Annotated in this window: 18 protein-coding genes; 7 read left to right on the forward strand and 11 right to left on the reverse strand. The window is 73.1% G+C overall.

The window, feature by feature from the left end:
* Positions 1-19 precede the first annotated feature (19 nt).
* A complete protein-coding gene (locus ACZ4W5_RS23015) occupies positions 20-1,225 on the reverse strand; it encodes a hypothetical protein (protein WP_465656569.1) in 1,206 nt (401 codons plus the stop codon).
* Positions 1,226-1,389: 164 nt separating this feature from the next.
* Entirely contained in the window at positions 1,390-2,766 is a 1,377-nt protein-coding gene (locus ACZ4W5_RS23020; RefSeq protein WP_360239228.1) for a transcriptional regulator, read from the reverse strand.
* 305 nt (positions 2,767-3,071) lie between these two features.
* Between ACZ4W5_RS23020 and ACZ4W5_RS23025 the strand changes: the two genes are divergently transcribed.
* Positions 3,072-3,776, forward strand: a complete 705-nt coding sequence (locus ACZ4W5_RS23025; RefSeq protein WP_465656571.1) for a bifunctional DNA primase/polymerase — start codon at positions 3,072-3,074, stop codon at positions 3,774-3,776.
* Positions 3,777-4,227: 451 nt separating this feature from the next.
* On the opposite strand, the gene ACZ4W5_RS23030 is transcribed toward ACZ4W5_RS23025, so the two are convergent.
* Positions 4,228-4,926: a metal-dependent transcriptional regulator gene (locus ACZ4W5_RS23030; protein WP_360239234.1), complete on the reverse strand. Its 699-nt coding sequence runs from the start codon at positions 4,924-4,926 to the stop codon at positions 4,228-4,230.
* Positions 4,927-5,147: 221 nt separating this feature from the next.
* Between ACZ4W5_RS23030 and ACZ4W5_RS23035 the strand changes: the two genes are divergently transcribed.
* The 3 genes from ACZ4W5_RS23035 (at position 5,148) to ACZ4W5_RS23045 (ending at position 7,962) form a co-directional block, all read left to right on the forward strand.
* Positions 5,148-5,912: an SIS domain-containing protein gene (locus ACZ4W5_RS23035; protein ID WP_360239237.1), complete on the forward strand. Its 765-nt coding sequence runs from the start codon at positions 5,148-5,150 to the stop codon at positions 5,910-5,912.
* Between the two features lie 273 nt (positions 5,913-6,185).
* On the forward strand, positions 6,186-7,085 hold the full coding sequence (locus ACZ4W5_RS23040) for a DUF4231 domain-containing protein (protein WP_360239240.1): 900 nt from the start codon (positions 6,186-6,188) through the stop codon (positions 7,083-7,085).
* Positions 7,086-7,107: 22 nt separating this feature from the next.
* Positions 7,108-7,962, forward strand: coding sequence for an alpha/beta fold hydrolase (locus ACZ4W5_RS23045; protein ID WP_402489232.1), 855 nt, complete (start codon positions 7,108-7,110; stop codon positions 7,960-7,962).
* Between the two features lie 85 nt (positions 7,963-8,047).
* Here the strand turns inward: ACZ4W5_RS23045 and ACZ4W5_RS23050 are convergent, their stop codons facing one another.
* Genes ACZ4W5_RS23050 through ACZ4W5_RS23060 form a run of 3 tightly spaced genes read right to left on the reverse strand, consistent with a single transcriptional unit; the run spans position 8,048 to position 14,668 of the window.
* Positions 8,048-9,010 (reverse strand): 2-hydroxyacid dehydrogenase, encoded by a 963-nt coding sequence (locus tag ACZ4W5_RS23050; protein WP_360239243.1) that lies wholly within the window; start codon positions 9,008-9,010, stop codon positions 8,048-8,050.
* A 31-nt stretch (positions 9,011-9,041) separates the two neighbouring features.
* Complete coding sequence (gene fxsT / locus ACZ4W5_RS23055; RefSeq protein ID WP_402489031.1) at positions 9,042-13,040, reverse strand: FxSxx-COOH system tetratricopeptide repeat protein; 3,999 nt, start codon at positions 13,038-13,040, stop codon at positions 9,042-9,044.
* The gene (locus tag ACZ4W5_RS23060; RefSeq protein ID WP_465656574.1) at positions 13,037-14,668 is read right to left on the reverse strand and encodes a TIR-like protein FxsC; all 1,632 of its coding nucleotides are present in this window, start codon (positions 14,666-14,668) and stop codon (positions 13,037-13,039) included. The genes fxsT and ACZ4W5_RS23060 overlap by 4 nt, the downstream gene beginning before the upstream one ends.
* Positions 14,669-14,866: 198 nt before the next feature.
* On the opposite strand from ACZ4W5_RS23060, the gene ACZ4W5_RS23065 reads away from it, so the two are divergent.
* Entirely contained in the window at positions 14,867-15,064 is a 198-nt protein-coding gene (locus ACZ4W5_RS23065; protein ID WP_360239249.1) for a DUF397 domain-containing protein, read from the forward strand.
* 4 nt (positions 15,065-15,068) lie between these two features.
* Here the strand turns inward: ACZ4W5_RS23065 and ACZ4W5_RS23070 are convergent, their stop codons facing one another.
* Positions 15,069-15,287, reverse strand: a complete 219-nt coding sequence (locus ACZ4W5_RS23070; RefSeq protein ID WP_465656576.1) for a WYL domain-containing protein — start codon at positions 15,285-15,287, stop codon at positions 15,069-15,071.
* Between ACZ4W5_RS23070 and ACZ4W5_RS23075 the strand changes: the two genes are divergently transcribed.
* Complete coding sequence (locus ACZ4W5_RS23075; protein ID WP_465656578.1) at positions 15,282-15,443, forward strand: hypothetical protein; 162 nt, start codon at positions 15,282-15,284, stop codon at positions 15,441-15,443. The two genes, ACZ4W5_RS23070 and ACZ4W5_RS23075, sit on opposite strands and share 6 nt — an antisense overlap.
* Positions 15,444-15,601: 158 nt before the next feature.
* On the forward strand, positions 15,602-16,162 hold the full coding sequence (locus ACZ4W5_RS23080; protein ID WP_465656579.1) for a GNAT family N-acetyltransferase: 561 nt from the start codon (positions 15,602-15,604) through the stop codon (positions 16,160-16,162).
* A gap of 51 nt (positions 16,163-16,213) precedes the next feature.
* On the opposite strand, the gene ACZ4W5_RS23085 is transcribed toward ACZ4W5_RS23080, so the two are convergent.
* From ACZ4W5_RS23085 to ACZ4W5_RS23100, 4 genes are all read right to left on the reverse strand, one after another.
* Positions 16,214-16,741, reverse strand: coding sequence for a hypothetical protein (locus tag ACZ4W5_RS23085; RefSeq protein WP_465656581.1), 528 nt, complete (start codon positions 16,739-16,741; stop codon positions 16,214-16,216).
* Between the two features lie 45 nt (positions 16,742-16,786).
* Positions 16,787-17,245, reverse strand: a complete 459-nt coding sequence (locus tag ACZ4W5_RS23090) for a MarR family winged helix-turn-helix transcriptional regulator (RefSeq protein ID WP_465656597.1) — start codon at positions 17,243-17,245, stop codon at positions 16,787-16,789.
* 131 nt (positions 17,246-17,376) lie between these two features.
* Positions 17,377-18,465 (reverse strand): serine hydrolase domain-containing protein, encoded by a 1,089-nt coding sequence (locus ACZ4W5_RS23095; protein ID WP_465656583.1) that lies wholly within the window; start codon positions 18,463-18,465, stop codon positions 17,377-17,379.
* A 38-nt stretch (positions 18,466-18,503) separates the two neighbouring features.
* Positions 18,504-19,172, reverse strand: coding sequence for a DUF4097 family beta strand repeat-containing protein (locus ACZ4W5_RS23100; protein ID WP_465656585.1), 669 nt, complete (start codon positions 19,170-19,172; stop codon positions 18,504-18,506).
* Positions 19,173-19,444: the final 272 nt, after the last annotated feature.

Consider the following 19,444-nt stretch of genomic DNA (forward strand, 5'->3'; position numbering starts at 1 on the left):
TCCGGCGTTCCGCGGTCCGCTACAGGTCGCCGTCGCCGCGGCTGGGCAGGCCGGCCTGGGTGGCGATCGTGTTCCACAGGGTCGAGGCCTGCTTCTTCGCGGTGGTCGCCGTGCCGCTGGCCTGCACGGCGTTCTTGTAGTGCTGGTTGCCGGTGTCCGGCTTCTTCGGGTCGCAGGAGGACTGGGCGTCGCCCGCCCAGGCCGCGTACTCGTCGTCGGCCTGGGCCGAGGCCGTCCAGGCGGCGTTCAGCTGCTCGACCAGCTGCTGGCCGCCGGGCAGCTTGTCGGTCTTCAACTGGCCGAGCTTGGTCTGCAGCTCGCGCCGCTTGCCGGCCGCGGCGGCCAGCGCCTGCTGCGAGTCGGGGAGCTTGTCGCACTTCTGCACCGAGGCGACCGCCGAGACCACCGCGCTGCGGCTGTCGCTCGCGGTGCCCAGCAGGTCGGACAGCGGCTGGGCCTGTGCCTTGACCTCCGGGTCGACGGCGGCGCCGGAGCCGCTCGCGCTCGCCGCGCCGGTGGCGGTGCCGCCGGTGGCCGCGACCGGGGCGGTCTTCTGGCCGCCCTTGGTGGTGTCGTCGCCGCCGCTCATCAGCACGGCGACCAGCACACCGGCCGCCGCGAAGCCCGCGACCACGCCGCCGATGACCAGCTTGTTGGAGGACCGGCCGCCGCGGCCGCTGCGCCCCGCCTGGGTGGCGTCCTGGTCCGGCCGGTAGCCGTCCGATCCGTAGCCGTCGGCCCCGTACCCGTCCTGGGCATACCCGTCCTGGGCGTAGCCCTGCGCCGGGTAGCCCGGCTGGTGCGACTGCTGCTGCTGGTGCGGCTGCGGTTGCTGCTGCGCGGCCTGCGGGTAGCCCTGGTAGCCGGGCGCGGCCTGCGGCGGGACGCCGTAGCCGGGCTGCGGCGCCGGGTAGCCGCCCTGCGGGTCGCCGGCCGGGTACGGCGGCAGGTGCTGGGTCTCGGGGGCCGGCTGGGCCTGCGGCGGGGCGCCGTAACCGGCCTGCGGCGGAGCGCCCCAGGCGGGCTGCTGGGGGGGCATCGCCTGGGTGGGCGGCGCCTGCGCGCCCTCGCCCAGGTACTCGGGCTGCCCGGACGGCCGGCCCACCGGCGGCACGGCCGTGGGGCCCTGCTGCTGGCCCGGCTGGCCCTGGGGCTGGCCGGGCTCGGGGCGGAACAGGTCGTCCAGGTTGAAGTCACCCGAGTTGTACGAGCGGCGCTGACTCAACGCGATTCCTCACCTGTGCAGGACCGCGCACTGGCGGCGGACCACATCTCGTCGGTTCTTGGGAGCATCACAGTTCCTTGGACGTCGCGCCCACGCTACCGGTTCGCCCCATCGGGTGACCACGCGGGCGGGACATTCCCACACGCTCCCTGCACGGACGACGGTCAGGCCGCCTCCGCGTCCGCCCTGGCGTGGAACTCGCGCACCACCCGCTGCTCCCGGTAGGGCTCCAGCCGGCGCCGGAACTCGTCCAGGTACTCCACACCCCGGTTGGAGCGCAGCCCGCTGAGCAGCCGCACCGCCTGGGTGCCCGTCTCGCAGGCGCGTTCCAGGTCGCGCTGCTGGAGCTGGGCGGTGGCGAGCAGCACGAGGTCCACCGCGCGGCGGCGGACCCGGGTCGGCGGGTGCAGGTCGAGCGCCCGGCGGGCGTAGTGCTCGGCCGGCCCGGCCTGTTCGAGGTCCCGGTGGCAGTGGGCGAGTTCGTCGGCGAGGTAGGCGTCGTCGAAGTGGGCGATCCAGTCCGGGTCGTCCTCGGGGCGGCGCTTCTCCATCATCTCCAGCGCCTTGGCCGACACCGCCTCGCAGGAGCGGGCGTCGCCGAGCAGGGCGTGGCCGCGGGCCTCGGCGGCGTAGAACATCGCCATCGCCGTCGGGGTGGCCACCGTACGGGCGCCCTCCTGGGCGGCGCGGGCGAGCTGGGCGATCTCCCGCGGGTTGCCGAGGGTGGCCGCCAAGTGGCTCATCGAGGCGGCCAGCACGTAGCCGCCGTAGCCGCGGTCGTCGGCGGCCTGGGCGAGCCGCAGGGCCTGGATGTAGTAGCGCTGGGCGAGTCCGGGCTGCCCGGTGTCCACCGCCATGTAGCCGGCCAGTTCGGTCAACCGGGCCACCGCGGCGAAGAGTTGGCGGCCGGTCTCCTCCCGGTAGGCGCCGCCGAGCAGGCCGGAGACCACCGAGTTGAGGTAGTGCACGACCACCGGGCGCACATGGCCGCTGCCGAAGCGGTGGTCCAGGTCGACCAGCATCGCGGTGGTCGCCTTGATCGCAGCCACGTCCGTGGGGCCGACCCGGGGGCCGCCGGTGCGGGCCACCACCGGGTCGGGCGGGGTGATCAGCCAGTCCCGGCTGGGCTCCACCAGCGCGGAGGCGGCGACCGTCGCCCCGGTGAGGAAGTCCCGCCGGCCGACGTCACTGCGCCACAGCTCGCACACCTGCTCCAGGGCCGCGTTCAGGGTCGGCGCGAACTGCAGCCCGATGCCGGAGCTGAGGTTCTTGCCGTCGGCCATGCCGATCTCCTCGACCGACACGCTGCGGCCGAGCTTGCGCCCGAGCGCCTCGGCGATCACGGCCGGCGCCTGACCGCGCGGCTGCTGCCCGCGCAGCCAGCGGGCGACGGAGGTCTTGTCGTAGCGCAGGTCCAGTCCGTGCTCCGCGCCGCACAGGTTGACCCTGCGGGCCAGGCCGGCGTTGGAGCAACTGGCCTCCTGGATCAGTTGCTGCAGGCGCTCGTTGGGCTGTCGTGCGACGAGTGGTCTCGCGGCCATTGGGCTTCGCCTCCCCACACCCTCCGGTCCCGGCCGGCGGGCGACGATGTGCTGATCTGTTGCCGACTGTCCGACCGTCCAAGGAATCTGACACCAGGTTAGCGATCAGCAACGCCAGCGGGATACCCACGGTGACGAACCGCACCCCCCACGCGCCCTGGGGAATGCTTCCGTGCGCCCCCGCTGCGCCTGCCTCCGCCCGCCCCAACTCGCTTGAGTCACCGGTTCGGGTGACATTGCCGGGATGCGGCCGACCGGGGCCCCTCGGGCCGTAACCAGCCTCACGCACGGTAGTTGAGCAGCCCGTGGAAGACATCCCCGACGCCCCCGGCCAGGACAAGAACGCCGGCCTGCCCCCGCTGCTGATCGAAGCCGTCAACTACGCCGAGAACCGCCACTGGGAGGTGGCCCCGGGCGCCTGGCTGATCGACGGCGACGGACCCTCCCACTGCTCCTGCGGCGACCAGCGCTGCACCCAGCCGGGCGCCCACCCGCTGGACGCGGACTGGGCCCGCAAGGCGAGCGCCGGGCCGGGTGCGGTGCGGCGCTGGTGGACCGAACGGCCCAAGGCCTCGATCCTGCTGCCCACCGGCCGGTCCTTCGACGTCCTGGACGTGCCGGAGACCGCCGGGTGCCTGGCGCTGGCCCGGATGGAGCGGATGGACCTCCAGCTCGGCCCGGTCGTGGTGCTGCCCAGCTCGCCCGGCCGGCTCGGGCGGCGGCTGCACTTCCTGGTGCTGCCCGGGGTCGCGGCCAAGCTGCCGGAGATGCTCCGCAAGCTCGGCTGGCCGCCCGGGCGGCTGGACCTGGTCGCCCGCGGCGAGGGGGACTGGACGGTCGCCCCGCCCTCGCGGATCGGCTCCACCGGCTACGCCCAGTGGGCCCGCTCCCCCTCCGAGTCCAACCGCTGGCTGCCGGACGCCGCCGAGCTGATCAGCCCGCTCGCCTACGCCTGCGGCCGCGAGGCGCCCGCCCAGCCGCTCCAGGCCGCCCAGCCGGCGGGCGTCTGAACGGCCGAAAGCCTGCCGCCCTGCGCCGATCGGGTGAGGGCGTGCACCGCGCGACACAACGCGCGCGAGTGACGGGCCTTGTCTCCCACCGGAGGCGGGGCCCGTCACACGCATGTGCGGATAAGGCCTCGGTCTACCCGCTGGTCAACCGGGAAAGCCCCTCGTACGAGTGACAGCGCTCAAGGATTGCCATGATCGGCCGAGGGGAGGAATTGCGGTGTGTGGGGTCGCCGGAAGGGTCGCTCGGACGGGGAAGCCGGGCGAGGCGGTGGAGGGGCGGGAGGGAACGGGAGGGGCCGGAGGGGACAGGGAGGGAGCCGGGGAGGGACGGGAAGGGCCCGCTGCACGGGGAGCAGCGGGCCCCGACCGTCACCCGGAGCTCCCAGGCCGTCACGCGGAGCCTCCGGACCGCCGTACGGAGCGGGGTGACCGGGCCCGGGCGGGCGCGAGGTCAGGCCTGGGCGACGAAGACGTGCTGGGCGATGTCCTTGCCCAGCTCCGCCGCGTTGTCCCCGGTGCCGACCAGCACGCCGCCGGCGCCGGTGCCGACGGTCACCTTGATCGTGGAGCCCGGCCGGACGCCGGCCCGGCGCAGGGTGCTCATCAGCTCGCTGTCGGTCTGGATCGGCTCGCCGATCCGGCGGACCACCACGTCCGCCCCGGCCTCGCCCGGCTTGACGGCGTCCAGCGGGACGAGCGCGGCGTCGAAGCCCTCGCCCTCGGCCTTGGTGTCGCCCAGCTCGTCCAGCCCCGGGATCGGGTTGCCGTACGGGGACTGGGTCGGGTGGCCGAGCATGGCGAGCACCTTGCGCTCGACCGTCTCGCTCATCACGTGCTCCCAGCGGCAGGCCTCCTCGTGCACCTGCTCCCACTCCAGGCCGATCACGTCGACCAGCAGGCACTCGGCGATGCGGTGCTTGCGCATGACGCGCACCGCAAGCCGGCGGCCCTCCTCGGTCAGTTCGAGGTGGCGGTCCCCGGCGACCTGGAGCAGCCCGTCGCGCTCCATCCGGCCGACCGTCTGGCTGACCGTGGGGCCGCTCTGCTCCAGGCGCTCCGCGATCCGGGCCCGCATCGGGACGATGCCCTCTTCCTCCAGTTCCAGGATGGTGCGAAGGTACATCTCAGTGGTGTCGATCAGCCCAGACATCGCCGCTGGCTCCGTTCTTCGGTGTCCTCACCGCCAATTCTGACGTACCGCACCGACAACCGGGCCCGCCCCGGGGTTTCCGGGACTGCTTTTCGTTCCTGTTGACAGCGGTGCCGCCGGGGCGCGACCGTGCTCGCCGTAGCTTTCTCCACTGGCGGTCCGGGCCATCCAGGCCGCCCCACCCGGCCGGCGCCCCCACCGGCAGAGAGCGAAGGCAACCGATGAACGACCTGGTCGGCCGGTACTTCGACGCCGCGATCGCCCACCTGAACCGGGTCCGCGCGGAGGAGTCCGACACCATCGAGGCGGCGGCCGCCCTGCTGGCCGAGGCGATCACCGAGGGCCGCCGGGTGTTCACCTTCGGCGCCGGGCACTCCTCGCTGCCGGCCCAGGACGTGGTCTACCGGGCCGGCGGGCTGGTCCCGATGAACCTGCTGAACGTGCCCGGGATGGCCGGGGTGACGATGATGCCCGCACCACTGGCCAGCGCGCTGGAGCGGGTGTCCGGGCTGGCCACCTCGACCCTGGACCTGACTCCGGCGACCAGCGGGGACCTGCTGTTCCTGATCTCGCTCTCCGGCCGCCAGGTGATGCCGGTCGAGCTGGCCCGGTACGCCCGGGACCGCGGCCTCAAGGTGATCGGGGTGACCTCGCTGGCCTACCCCGACGAGGTGCCCTCGGCGCACCCCTCCGGCACGTACCTCAAGGACCACTGCGACGTGGTGCTGGACAGCAAGGTCGCGGTGGGCGACGGCGAGCTGACCCACCCGGGCGCCGAGACCTCCTTCGGCCCGGTCTCCACCATCGTCACCAGCGCGCTGATGCAGGCCGTGGTCGCCTCCGCGGTCGGCCGGCTGGCCGACCGGGCGGCCGCCGGGGACGCCGCCGCGCCGCCGCTGTTCCGCTCCGGCAACGTCCCGGGGGGCACCGAGTGGAACGCCAAGCAGATGGCCGACAACGCCGAGCGCATCCTCTACACCTACTGACGACCGCACCCACCGACGGCCACACCCACCGACGACCGCAGCTACTGGCGACCACAGCCACTGGCGACCACTCCTACCGGCGACGCCTTGCTGACGGCCCGCGACCGTCCGACCACGGGGCGTACCGGACAATCCACCGGGCCTTCCCGGCCATTGCGCGGCGCCCCGGCCACGGCCAGGCGTACCGGCGACCCGCCCGGGGCAGGAGAGCGGAGGGACCGGAGCGACGGGTGGGGGCCGAGCATGGCGTCTGGTGCGGGACGGACCGGGTGGGTGCGCGAGCGGGAGCTGCTGCCCGAGTTCTTCTGGGCCGCCGACGCGGCCTCGCTGCGCGGCCAGCGCCGTTCGGTGCTGCTCTGCGCCTGGGAGCTGCTCCTGCTGCTGGTCGCGGCCGCGACCGGCTCGGCCGACGGCGAGCCCTGGGCCTGGCCGGCCGCCGCGGCCTACCTGGGCGCGATGGCACTGGCCGTGGTGATCGGCCGGCAGAACCCGCAGGGCCTCTGGTACGAGGGCCGGGCGGCCGCCGAGTCGGTGAAGACGCTGGCCTGGAAGTTCGCCGTCCGGGCGGACGCCTACCAGCCGCCGCCGCACAGCCTGCCGGACGCCGAGGGCCTGTACCGCTTCCAACTCGCCCGGGTGCTGGCCGCGTTCCGGGACGGCCCGGTGGCGGTGCCGGCGACCGGGGTGGACATCACCCCGGCCATGCGCGACCTGCGCGGGCAGCCGCTGGCGGTGCGCCGCGAGGTGTACCTGAACGAGCGGATCCGGGTGCAGCACGACTGGTACCGCGAGAAGGCCCGCTACTGCGCCCGCGCCGGCTACTGGACCGGCGTGCTGGGGGTGCTGCTGCCGGCGCTGGGCCTGGCGCTGGCGGTGCTGCGGGCGCTCGGCGCCTTCACCTACGACGCGCTGGGCACGGTGTCGGCGGTGGCCGCCTCGGTCACCGCCTGGGCGCAGCTGCGCCAGTACCGCCCGCTGGCCGCCGCGTACGGGCTGGCCGCCGAGGAGCTGGAGCTGATCCGCCTGCAACTCGCCCGGCTGGACCTGGAGTCGATGGACGCCGAGGAGATCTGGGCCCGGCTGGCCCGGGACGCCGAGGACGCGGTGTCCCGCGAGCACACCACCTGGCAGGCCCGCCGGGAGGTGCGCACCACCACCGACCGGGAGCACTGAGGAGGAACGCGTGGCGTTACGGATGGTCAAAGCGGCGGACGGTCGCGCCCTCGCCGTGGAGTCCCTCGGCGACCCGCGCGGCCGTCCGGTGTTCCTGCTGCACGGCATGCCGGGCAGCCGGGTCGGACCGCATCCGCGCAGCACCGTGCTGTACCGGCTGGGGGTGCGGCTGATCTCCTACGACCGGCCGGGCTACGGCGACTCGACCCGGCTGTTCGGCCGCCGGGTGTCGCACGCGGCGGCCGACGTGCGCACCATCGCCGACGAGTTGGGGCTGGGCGACTTCGCGGTGCTGGGCCGCTCCGGCGGCGGCCCGCACGCGCTCGCCTGCGCGGCGATGCTGCCGGGGCGGGTCAGCCGGGTGGCGGTGCTGGTGGGGCTGGCGCCGCGGAACGCGACCGGCCTGGACTGGTACGCGGGGATGACCCCGTCCAACGTCCGGGCCTACCGGGAGGCGGAACGCGGGCACGGCCGGATCGCCGACGCGATGGAGTTCCGCTCCCGGCAGATCAAGGACGACCCGGTCCGGCTGCTGAACGGGCTGCGCACCGAACTCTCCCCCGCCGACCGGGAGGTGGTGGCGGACAGCGGGCTGCGGCGGATGCTGCAGAGCAACTACCGGGAGGCGTTCCGGCACGGCGCGGACGGCTGGATCGACGACGTGCTGGCCTTCACCGCCGACTGGGGCTTCGACGTCGGGTCGATCGGGGTGCCGACCTGGCTGTGGCACGGCGCGGACGACCAGTTCTCGCCGGTGGACCACTCGCGCTGGCTGGCCGACCACATCCCGGGCGCCGAGCTCTTCCTGGAGCCCGGCGCGGCGCACTTCGGGGCGTTCCGGGTGATGACCACGGCGCTGGCCTGGGCGGCCGGGTAGCGGCTCCGAACAAGCCGGTAGCGGCTCCGAACGAACCGGTAGCGTCGCCGAACGAACCGGGTAGCGGCTCCGGACGCCCGGCCGGTCAGGCCTTGACCGGGGTCAGCGGCTCGGAACCGCCCAGCACCGCAAGGATGTTGTCCACCGCCAGGCCGCCCATCGCCTGCCGGGTCCGCACGGTGGCGCTGCCCAGGTGCGGGACCAGCACCGCGCGCTCCTGGGCGAGCAGCGCGGACGGGACCTCCGGCTCGTGCTCGAAGTTGTCCACGGCGGCGGCGAACAGCGCGCCGGACTCCAGGGCGGCGGCCAGCGCCTCCTCGTCCACCACGCCGGCGGTCATGCTGACCACCACCGCCCCGGGCGGCAGCAGGGCCAGCCGGCGGGCGTCCAGCAGGTGCCGGGTCTCCTCGGTGCACGGGCAGGTGACGACCAGCACGGTGGAGGTGGCGAGCAGTTCCTCCAGCGGCTTCCACTCGGCGCCGTGGGCCTGCTCGGGCGGCAGGGCGCGGCGGTTGTGGTAGCTGACCGGCATGTCGAAGGCGGCGGCCCGGCGGGCCACCGACTGCCCGATCCGGCCCATCCCGAGCACGCCGAGCGGGGTGCCGGCCAGTTCCAGGCCGAGCAGGAAGTTCGGGCTCCAGGTCCAGGGCGTGCCGGAGCGCAGCAGCCGCTCGCCCTCGCCGAGCCGGCGGACGGCGGCCAGCAGCAGCGCCCAGGCGGTCTCGGCGGTGGCGTTGGTGAGCACGCCGGGGGTGTTGGTGACGATGACGCCGCGTTCGGCGCAGGCCGCCAGGTCGATGTTGTGGTAGCCGACGGCGTGGTTGGCGACGATCTCCAGCTGGGGGCCGGCGGCGTCCAGGAACTCGGCGTCCACCCGGTTGTTCAGGGTGGTGAGCACGGCCCGGCGGCCGCGGACGGCGGCGAGCAGTTCGGCCCGGTCCAGCTCCTCGTCGGTCTCGCGCACGGTGACGGCGTACCGGTCGGTGAGCCGTTCCAGGACGCCGGGCGCCGGGTGCCGGGTGACCAGGACGGGGGGCAGGGTACTCATGGCTCGGCAGCGTACCCCGCCCCTCCCCCGGTCACACCGGCTGCGGCTCCAGGTCGCGGTTGATCCGCTTCCAGCCGCGCGCGGAGACGGTGTTGGGGTGCTCCTCGCCGAACTGCCGGATCAGCTCGGAGATCGCCCGGGCGCGCAGTTCGGCGGCCTGGGTGTGCCGGCCGGCCGAGCGCAGGGTGATCGCCAGGTTGGCCTCGCAGGCGACCGCGTCCGGGTGCTGCGGCGTGTAGCGCGCGCACAGTCCCGCGTAGGCGGCCCGGCCGAGCTGTTCGGCGAGGTCGGTCTGCCCGTCGTCGCCGTAGGCGTTGGCCAGGTTGATCACCGCGTTGAGGGTGTACGGGTGCTCCGCCCCGACCGAGCGGGTCAGTCCGTCGACGGTGAGCCGCCCGCGCTCGATGGCGCCCTGGACGTCGCCGCTGCCGCGCAGGTAGATGCCCAGGTTGTTGGCGCAGGCCAGGGTGAACGGGTGCTCGTCGCCGAACAGCCGCCGGTGGCCCTCGAAGACGGTGGCGCAGAGGTCGCGGGCGGCCTCCTTGTCGCCGGAGGCGCTGTGGTCGGCGGCCAGGTTGAGCGCGCAGGCGAGCGCGTCGGGGGCGTCGGCGCCGTAGCGCTCCAGGTAGCGCTCGTAGGTCTCCTTGGTGATCCGGCGGGCCTCGGCGAGCTGGCCGATCCGGCGCAGCGAGACGGCCAGCGACTTGGCGTTGCGCAGGTTCTCCGGGAGGTCCGGGTCGAGGACGTCGCCGAGGTCGGCGGTGACCTCCTGGAGGAGGTCCACCGAGCCGCGGTAGTCGCCGAGTTCGCGCAGGTCGCGGGCCAGGTTGGACTTGGTGGACAGGGTGTAGGGGTGCTTGGGGCCGAGGACGGCGGTGCGCCGGTCGAGGGTCTCCTGGTCGAGTTCGCGGGCGGCCTCGCTGTTGCCGACCAGCCGGTAGTCGATGGCCAGGTTGTTGGCCATCGACAGGGTGCGCGGGTTGTCGTCGCCGAACAGTTCGCGGAACTGCTCCAGGATCTCCTGGTCGAGGTCGAGCGCGGCCTGGAAGCGGCCGAGCGCCCGCCGGTCGGCGCCGAGCGAGCCGGCCGTCATCAGGGTGTACGGGTGGTGTTCGCCGAGCAGCACCCGCTGGCGCTCCAGGGTGGCCTCGTCCAGGGCCAGTGCCTCGGCGTAGTTGCCCTGGGAGCGCAGCACGTTGGCGAGCTGGAAGCGCAGCAGCAGGGTCTGCCGGTCGTCCTCGCCGAGCTTGCTGGTCCACTCGGCGTCGAGGGCGTGGCCGAGGTCGCGGGCGCGGTCGAGTTCGCCGCGCTTCCACAGGTAGCGGACCCGGTCGATGAGCAGCTGGCGGGTGTCGGCCTCGTCGCAGTTGTGCGCCTTGGAGGGCGACAGGTGCGGCCAGATCTCGTCGAAGGCGGGCCAGTTGGCCGGGTCGTCGGTGTCGCCGAGGACGGGCCGGGCGCCGGTGAGGATGCGGTGCACCTCGTGGACGGCGATCTCCTGCTCGTCGTCGGTCATCCCGGCCCGGATCACCGCCTGGACGAGCCGGTGCACCTGGAAGCTGTTGCTGCCGGCGTCGACCTTGGCCAGCGCGTACCGGCCGATCGCCTGGATGACCTTGCCGAGCATGAACTTGTCGCTGAGGTCGGCGTCGTACTTCACCAGCGCCCGGATCATCTGGTCGCTGTAGAAGAGGTTCATCGAGATCGGCTCGGGCGCGAAGAAGGCGCACAGCTGGAGCAGCCGGACGGCCGCCGGGGACTGCTGGCGCAGCCGGCCGATCGAGACGTTCCAGGTCGCGGCGACCGGGGTGGGGTAGTCGGTGGGGTGGTCGACGGCGAGGGCGCGGGCGGCCTCGGCGTGCAGCTGGGCGACGTAGGTCTCCACCGGGGTGCCGGTGGTGTCCAGCCAGGCGGCGGCCACCTCGACGGCCAGCGGCAGGTCGCCGACGGCCTCGGCGACCCGGTCCGCATCCGCGCGGGAGAGGCTGCGGGCGCGCCGGCACAGGTGCTCGACGCTCTCGCCGCGGGTGAAGACGTCGACCTCCAGCGCCTCGGCGTGGCCGGTCCAGGCCTGGTTGCGGGAGGTGACCAGGATGTGGCCGGAGCCGCCGGGGAAGAACCGGCGGATCTCGGAGGGCTCGTCGGCGTTGTCGAAGATCAGCAGCCAGCGGGAGGTGGGCACGCCGCGGCGCAGCGCCTCCCGGGCGGCCTCGGCGGCCTCGGTGACCGAGTCGCCGACCCGCAGGCCGAGGCGGCGGGCGAGTTCGGCGAGGGCCGGGGCGACCAGTTCGGTCTGCTCGGCGTCGATCCACCAGACCAGGTCGTAGTCGGACATGAACCGGTGGGCGTACTCCAGCGCGACCTGGGTCTTGCCGACGCCGCCGAGCCCGTACAGGGTCTGCGGGGTGGGCAGGACGGCCGCCATGCCGCCGCGCAGCTGGTTGCGCAGCTGTTCCAGGACGGCGGCGCGGCCGGTGAAGGAGGGGTTGCGCGGCGGGACGTCCCACACCGAGGGCTTGCTGCCGGGGAAGCGCGGGCCGCCGGCGGGGGCGTCGCCGAGCACGGCGTCGCCGCGGCCGAGGGCGCGCAGCAGGCTCTGGATGGACTGGTTCTCGTCGCGGCCGACCAGGTCGACCGGGTTGCGGTTGCTGAACGGCGCGGTGAGCCGGACGTCGCCGACGCGCACCGGCAGCAGCTGGCGCCGGGTGCCGGAGGGGTCGGAGTTGACCACCGACTCCCACAGCGCCCGGGCCTGCGGGGAGCGCTGGTAGGCGGGCGAGAGGACGGCGACCGTGCGGTAGGCGGAGTCGATGCCGCGCTCGGTCTCCTCGCGCGGGTCGGTGCCGGCGCTGAGGTCGCGCGGCAGCACCCGGAAGCCGGCCCTGGTCAGCACGGACTCGATCCAGTCCGCCCACATCCGGTCCTCGGGCACGTAGGACAGGTAGAGGTCGGCGGGCACGGACGGGCGGCGGCGGGTGAAGGCGTCCACGTAGCGCAGCCGCACCTCCTCGTCCATCGGCGGCAGTCCGGTGACCCGGCCCTCGGTGATCATCGAGGTGAGGCGCTCGCAGGCGGCCAGCATCGAGGTGGGGGTGCCGGTCTGGTCGCCGAAGGTGGCGAGGATCTCCTCGTAGGCGTAGAACGGCCGGTACGGGATCTCCACCGAGCCCCAGTAGCCGGCGAGTTCCTCGCCGCCGAAGCCGGCGGGCAGGCCGTCGAAGCGCACCCGGGCCAGGGCGCGGCCGGCGTCGGCCTTCTCCTTCTCGCCCTCGTCGATGCGCATCGGGACGGGCAGGATGCGGATGCCGCGGTCGCGGTAGCGGTCGTGGATGTGCTGGGCGATCCGGGAGGCGCCGTCGATGGACTGGTCGCTGAGGGTGAAGCAGACCACCAGGTCGTCGGGCATCTGCACGGTGCAGATCTCGGCGATGTCGGACAGGCCGGTGCGGGAGTCGATCAGCACGTAGTCGTAGCGCTTGGCCATGTCGGCCTTGAGCGCGTCGAAGAACTGCCCGCCGTCGAAGCGGTCGTAGAAGATGTCCCAGTCGAGGTGGGTGACGGCCTCGGAGTAGTCCCGGTTGAACTGGCCGGCGGAGAGGAAGTCCAGGCTGCCGCCGGCCGGGAAGTGCGGCCAGGAGAGCGAGAGGGCGTGCGGGTGCACCCGGGCGAAGTCCAGGTGCCAGCCCTCGGCGTGCTCGACCGGGCGCAGCGCCTCCTCGCGGTACTCGGCGATCAGGTCCATCATCCCGGTGGTGCCGGCCAGCGAGGCCGGGTCCAGGAACGGGTGGAAGAACTTGGCGAGGCCGGGCGCCTCCAGGTCCCAGTCGACAGTGAGCACCCGGAAGCCGTTGGCGGCCAGGATCCAGGCGGTGTTGGCGAGGGCCATGGTGCGGCCGGTGCCGCCCTTGTACGAGTAGAAGGTGATGATCCGGCCCTGGCGGTCCTGTTCGGCGGCCTGCCGGGCGGCCTCGCGGGCGGCGGCCAGTTCGGCGGCGCCGAGGCGCAGGTTCCTGGTGGTGTTGTCGCTCATCGGTGCGGTCCTCCCAAGGGCGCCATCCCAGCATCGGGGTCATCGCCGTCGTCACGGTCGTTGCGGTAGGGGCGATCGTTGTCACGGGCGGTGCGGTCGTCACGGGCGGTGCGGATGGTGCGGTCGGTACGGTCGTTGGGGGCGCCGTAGTCCTCGCGGGAGAGCCGGACGGTGCGTTCCTCGGGGGCGGCGTAGTCCGCACGGGAGAGCCGGACGGTGCGTTCCTCGGGGGCGGCACGGTGATCGCGCTCGTCCCGGTCGTCCCGGGCGTCCCGGTCCTCCCGGTCCTCCCGGTCGGGGTCGTGGTCGCGGTCGAAGGGGTCCGGCCCGAAGGGTTCGGTGCGGTGCCCGCCGAAGCCGTCCGGCCCGTACGCCCCGGGGCCGCGGCGGAAGGCCTCGCGCAGGCTCGGCCGGGGTGCCGGGGGCTCCTCCGGTTCGGCCCTGGTCCGGCTCTCGAAGGCGTACTTGGCCTTCATCGCGGCGCGGGGCAGCGCGTCGTCGAAGTCCTCCAGGCTGTTCAGCCCGGTCGGGCCGGTCACGCCGAGGAAGCTCGGGCGCCCGGCCCGCCGGGTCTTGCGCAGCGTCTGGTCGCTCAGTCCACTGAACTCGCCGTCCCGTTCGAGGCACTCCCGGTCCTCGGTGTTCCACGGTTCGAGGACACTGACCCAAGTGGCGTCGGAGCGGTCGAAGCGGCGGACCAGCTCCCGGCGGCGCGGGTCGCGCAGCGCCCACCGGTCCAGCAGCAGCAGTCCGGGGGCCTCGGCGTTGCCCTCGATGATGGACTCCACCTCGTCGTCGAACTCGTGCACGGTCGGCTGGAAGCCCAACTGCCGCGCCAGCCGTACGGCGTGCTGCGCGATGGGGGAGCCGGCCGGCCGGTACGGGTGCCAGTCGGTGCGCCGGGCACCGTAGAAGTCGGGGTTGCGGTCCTGCGGCAACTCGCCCTGGTGGTAGGTGAGTACCGAGATCCGCAGCTGCTTGGTCGGGGCGGACACGTTGAAGGCGCTGGGCAGCCCGTTGAACTCCAGCCGCCGCCCGACCGGGATCACCGTCTCCTCCGCCACCTGCACGATCCGCGCCGCCAGCCGGTGCACGGCCAGTTCGTAGGCGGCGCGGAAGTAGCTGAGCTTCATCAGCGCGTACAGGCCCTCGGTGGCGTAGTCGGGCCCGAACCCCGCGTGGTTGAACTGGAGTTCGCTGGCCACCTTGGGCAGCCGGTAACGGCTCATCGGCGCCCAGAGCACCGGGACGATGCCGCTGGTGCGCTCCACGTCCATGGTCGCCGGGTAGACCGGTCGGCGGGTGAAGGCGTGCCACTCCTGGCCGCACGGCACGCTGTTGAAGTAACGGGGGGAGTACAGCGGTACGAACACCCGGCAGGTCGCCAGTTCCTCGGACAGCCGTTCGGCCCACAACTCGCCCTGGTGCATGGACTCGTCCATGAAGCCGACCGGCACCCCGGCCGGGACGGTGGTGAGCTGGAGCACCGCCTCGCAGAGGTCCCGGTACAGCTGGCGCACCCAGTGGTTCGGGTCGCCGGCGCCCCGCGCGCCGGACTTCGGCGTGTGCGCGTAGGAGAGGAAGAAGTACGGCCGGGTCTCGTCCTCGTCCCAGCCCCGGTCAGTCACACGTGCCTCCCCCGGGCCCGTCGGCAACCTGGCTCCCGCAGCCCCCGTGCGGCGGGGTCTCAGTGTAGGAACGACTGACACCCCAATGGAATAGCACAGCGACCCGTACGAATTGACATGACCGAAACGATGTCGCTGCCCTCTTGCGTGGAGCAGTACCCTCGTTGCGGCTGTTGTGAACGATCAGGAGGAGCACTCATGGACCAGCTCAACTGGCAGCGGTCGAGCTTCAGCGTCGGTGAGGCCAACTACCTGGAGATCGCCTCCGCCGGGGACCTCGTCTACATCCGCGAGTCCGACCACCCCGACCTGGTCGTCACCACCACCCGGGTCAAGCTCAACGCCTGGATCCTGGGCGCCAAGGACGGCGAGTTCGACCACTTCGTCGGCCTCTGAGCCCTCACCCCTCCTCCGCCGTGCTCCCGTAGCGGGTGGCCAGCGCCCGTACCGTCGCCGCGATCCGCTCGCGGAGTTCGGCCGGTTCCAGCACCTCGATCTCGGCGCCCAGCCGCAGGAACTCCCCGTGAGCGTGGTCCACCGACTCGATCGGCACCCGGGCCCGCGTCCAGCCGCCCTCCCCCGGCGGCACGCCGAGCCGCCGGGCGCCCGCGAGGTGCACGCCACCGTCTGCCACCCCGGCCCCGGCCCCGCCTCCGCCGACTTCCCCGCCCTCCCCGTCCGCACCGGCGAGGACGTCCGGGTCTGGTTCGGCCGGGCGGAGCAGGCGCCGCCCTGGCCCCACCAACGCCTCCGCCTGGAGCCGGTCACCGGTTGACGGCGCTCGCCCAGCGGACCGACGCGTTCCTCGCTCCAGGCTCCAGACTCCAGGCTCCGAATCCGCGCAGGAAGTCGGCCCGTCCGACTTCCTGCGCCGCCGGGTGCGCCGCCGGATATCCGGTGGCACACCCGTTCGCGCGCAGACAGGATCACGCCATGCATGTCTTCCTTGAGACCGAGCGACTCGTCCTGCGTCCGTTCACCGAAGCCGACGCCGACCAGCTCCTCGCGCTGGACAACGACCCCGAGGTCATGCGTTTCATCAACGGCGGTGCGCCGACCAGCCGGCAGACGGTCGAGGCGAAGGTCCTCCCCCGCCTCCTCCACGACCACCCGTGCACCGGCACCCGCGGCTTCTGGGCCGCCGAGGAGAAGGCCACCGGGACCTTCCTCGGCTGGTTCGAGTTCCGCCCCCTCGACGACCACGACCCCGCCGTCGTCGAGCTCGGCTACCGGCTCAACCAGGCCTCCTGGGGCAAGGGTTACGCCACCGAGGGTTCGCGGGCGCTGATCGACAAGGGCTTCACCGAGCTCGGGGTGGAGCGGGTCACCGCGAACACCATGGCGGTCAACTCCCGCTCCCGGCGCGTGATGGAGAAGTCCGGCCTGACGTTCCTGCGGAACTTCACCGCCGACTGGCCCGACGCGATCCCCGGCTCCGAACACGGCGAGGTCGAGTACGAGCTCACCCGCGCCCAGTGGCAGCAGCGCCACTGACCGCACCCTGGCCGCACCCCGAACGGGTCACGGGCCGAGTCACGGGCCGGGTCACGGGCCGACGAGCCGCGCGAGCTCGTCGGCCGACTCGGGGGTCAGTCGGTAGAAGCCCTGGAGGCTGACGGAGCGTTCGAGGCGGCCGTCCACCAGGTACTTCAACCCCCGCACCTTTCCCCGCTGGTTGCGCCAGGTGAGTTGTCCCAGCAGCTCGCCCGGTATCCGCTGGTCGAAGCGCACGGGCGTCCCGTCCACGTGGACGGCCTCCGCACCGCAGCCGCCCGCGCCGAGCATCCACCAGGCATCGTGCCCCGGGAAAGCCGGGTCCTGCCAGGTCGCTGGGGCAGTGCCGCAGCACTCGCCGCGCTCCCGGTCCACGATCCGCATCCGGCTCACCACGAACACCTCGCACCGACTGACGTGCAGCGCGTACACCTCGTCCCCGGTTTTGGCCGTCGACCAGGCAGGCAGCGACTGGTGCACCCCGCTGTAGGCGACGGGCGGCCGTTCACCCACTCGGCCCTCCCTACGGAGGAAACGGCAGGTGTCGTGGGTCCACAGGACGGTGAAGGCATCGGGCATGGCGCCGATCCTAGGATCGGGGTCGGACAGCCGGGCTCCGGGTGCTCACTGGTGCCAGGCCTGCCCGCCGGTGTTGTGGACGAACCGCTGCAGGACTTTCAGCGTGGTCAGGTACTCCTCGTCGGAGATGCCCGCATGGCGCTCGGCCCACAGCTCGCCCTGGAGGGCGGCGGCCCGGTCGAAGAACTCCCGGCCTTCGGAGGTCAGTACCAGCGGGCCTCCGGCCGACTCGGCGACCCAGCCGCGCTCGACCGTCGCATCGATCTCGGCGTCGAGAGCGTCCCGCCCGGTGTCGAGGTAGTCACGCAGCACGGCGGAGACGTCCTCGCGGGTCCTCGGCCCCTCGGCCCGGGCGAGCTGGGCGAGCACCCACCACTGCGGCTGGGTGGTGCCGAGCTCGGCCAGAGCGCCGCGGGTGCGGCTGACCACGGCCTTGTACGCGGCCCAACTCCAGTAGCCGATGGGCTGCTTGATCAATTCGGCATCGCTGTGCGAGTACTCCACGGCCGGGCCCCTCCCCTTGCTGTCGGTCACTTCGGCAGGACCGACGCTAGGAGGTGAAGTCGGCTTGAGGTCAAGCCTCCCGATCACACCTCCTCGCCGGTAGCGAACCTGGACGGGCGACCGCGGCCGGCTCAGCAGAAGACCGCCTTGATCAGCCGGTCCAGGGCGGGCGGGAAGGTCTGGGCCGGGTCGGCATCGGAGTCGCCGGTGGTGAGGCCGGCGGTGAGCACCCTGGCGCCGTCCGGGGTGGCGATCATCAGGGCGCCGTAGCCGCCGGGGGCGCCGCCGTTGTGGTGGACGATGGTGACGTCGCCGTTCTCCGGCCCCAACTCCTGGACGAACAGGCCGAGTCCGTAACCGAGCATCCCGTGCGGGGTCCGCATCTGCTCCAGCAGTTCGCCCGGCAGGAGCCGACCGCCGAGCAGGGCGGCGAAGAACACCTGGAGGTCGCGGGTGGTGGAGATCATGTCCCCGGAGCCGCACAGCAGCGAGAGGTTCTGCCGGGAGACGTCGACCACCTTCCACTCCTCGCCGTCCTGGTAGCGGTAGTAGCCGTGGGCGTGCGGGCCGGGGAGCTCGGAGAGGCTGCCCGGCACCAGGGTGTCGCCCAGGCCGAGCGGCCGCAGGATCCGCCGCTGCATCTCCTCGGCGTACGAGTGCCCGGTGAGCGCCTCGACCAGCAGCACGGCCAGCGTGTAGTTGGTGTTGGAGTAGCTCTGGTCCGCGCCCGGTTCGAACCGGGCCGGCTTCGTCAGCGCGAACTCGACCAGCTCGTCGGGCCGGTAGTCGTGGAAGCGGTTGTCGACCCACGCCTTGCCGATGGACGGCAGCCCGGGCACGAACTCCCCCTTCTCGTCCAGCTCGCCGGTGCAGTTGTGGACGCCGCTGGTGTGCTGGAGCAGCATCCGTACGGTGATCCGCCCGTCGAGGCCGCCGAAGCGGGGCAGGTGCTCGGCGACGGGGGCGTCCAGTTCGATCAGGCCGTCGGCGACCAGGTGCAGCACCAGGGCGGCGACGAAGGTCTTGGTGGTGCTGCCGATCCAGAACTGCCCGTCCGTGGCGGGCTTCGCGCTCCCGCCGAGTTCGTGCACCCCGGCGCTGCCGGTCCACTCGCCGCGTTCGTCGCGGACCCGCAGCTGGACGCCCGCGAAGCCGGCGTCGACGAAGTCCTGGGCGGCCTTCTGGAGTTCGGGGCGGTCCTGCTCGATGGTGCTGCTCATGGTGGTTCCTGCTTCCGGTAGGAGTGCGGATCGGCGGATCAGAGGCTGCGGGCGGTGATGTCGCCGTAGGCGGTGGTGGCGTGGATGGTGAGGCCGGGAGTGCCGTCGGCGTTCCGCAGCGCGTTGCGGATCCGGCCGTGGGCGGTGCCCGCGTCGAGGGCGGCGGAGACCCCGCGGGCGGCGCCGACCTCGATCTGCCCGCACTCGGTGCGCAGGGTGACGGCGCCCTGCACGGCCTCGGTGATCCGCAGGTCGCCCTTGCGGGTGCGGATCTCGGCGGGGCCGCCGAGCCGGCCGACCGCGATGTCCCCGGCCTGGAGGTCGAGGCGGGCGCCGGCGGTCTCGTCGAGCTTGACGGTGCCCTGCGCGGCCTCGATGGCGACGTCGCCGAGGCGGCCGACACCCCGGAACTCGGCCAGCGCGGCCGTCGCGTCGACCCGGGAGCCGGCGGGCAGTTGGACGGTGACCTCGACGGAGCCGGAGTTGCCGAGGAGGCGGTTCGCGGCCTCCGGGGTCTCGACCCGCAGCACGCCGTCGGCGTAGCCGACCTCGACCCGCTCGGCGGCCTTCACGTCGCGGCTCTTGCCGGCGTCGGCGGGCCGGACCTCGACCACGGTGTCGGCCCGGTCGGCGGCGATGAGCCGGATGCGGCCGGCGGGGATGTCCAGGACGGCCGAGACCGGGGCGGGGGTGGCGAACTTCTGCATCGTGCTCTCCTTCTTCTCCGCGGTGCGGGCCCGGTGGCCCGCCGCTTTCTGATGAAGGAAACGCTACGTTGCGTTCTGGACTCCGGCAACAGCCAAACCCCGTTGCAGGCCAATCACTGCAGCTCAACGGCCATAAATCATTGCAACGATTCTGCCGGGAATGCAACGACCCTCGGCCCATTCATTGCAATGGACTGAGGGTGAACGCTATCCGTGACTGTTGCGAAGGGGCTCAACCCCGGAGGGCTCGACCCCGGAGGACTCAACCCCAG

The sequence above is a fragment of the Kitasatospora sp. NPDC029367 genome (genome assembly GCF_055569135.1).

Excerpts from the sequence above, each read along its gene's own strand:
- ACZ4W5_RS23020 (WP_360239228.1), bottom strand. The coding sequence starts at position 2,766 with ATGGCCGCGAGACCACTCGTCGCACGACAGCCCAACGAGCGCCTGCAG.
- ACZ4W5_RS23030 (WP_360239234.1), bottom strand. The coding sequence starts at position 4,926 with ATGTCTGGGCTGATCGACACCACTGAGATGTACCTTCGCACCATCCTG.
- ACZ4W5_RS23035 (WP_360239237.1), top strand. The coding sequence starts at position 5,148 with ATGAACGACCTGGTCGGCCGGTACTTCGACGCCGCGATCGCCCACCTG.
- ACZ4W5_RS23045 (WP_402489232.1), top strand. The coding sequence starts at position 7,108 with ATGGTCAAAGCGGCGGACGGTCGCGCCCTCGCCGTGGAGTCCCTCGGC.
- ACZ4W5_RS23050 (WP_360239243.1), bottom strand. The coding sequence starts at position 9,010 with ATGAGTACCCTGCCCCCCGTCCTGGTCACCCGGCACCCGGCGCCCGGC.
- fxsT (WP_402489031.1), bottom strand. The coding sequence starts at position 13,040 with ATGAGCGACAACACCACCAGGAACCTGCGCCTCGGCGCCGCCGAACTG.
- ACZ4W5_RS23065 (WP_360239249.1), top strand. The coding sequence starts at position 14,867 with ATGGACCAGCTCAACTGGCAGCGGTCGAGCTTCAGCGTCGGTGAGGCC.
- ACZ4W5_RS23080 (WP_465656579.1), top strand. The coding sequence starts at position 15,602 with ATGCATGTCTTCCTTGAGACCGAGCGACTCGTCCTGCGTCCGTTCACC.
- ACZ4W5_RS23085 (WP_465656581.1), bottom strand. The coding sequence starts at position 16,741 with ATGCCCGATGCCTTCACCGTCCTGTGGACCCACGACACCTGCCGTTTC.
- ACZ4W5_RS23095 (WP_465656583.1), bottom strand. The coding sequence starts at position 18,465 with ATGAGCAGCACCATCGAGCAGGACCGCCCCGAACTCCAGAAGGCCGCC.
- ACZ4W5_RS23100 (WP_465656585.1), bottom strand. The coding sequence starts at position 19,172 with ATGCAGAAGTTCGCCACCCCCGCCCCGGTCTCGGCCGTCCTGGACATC.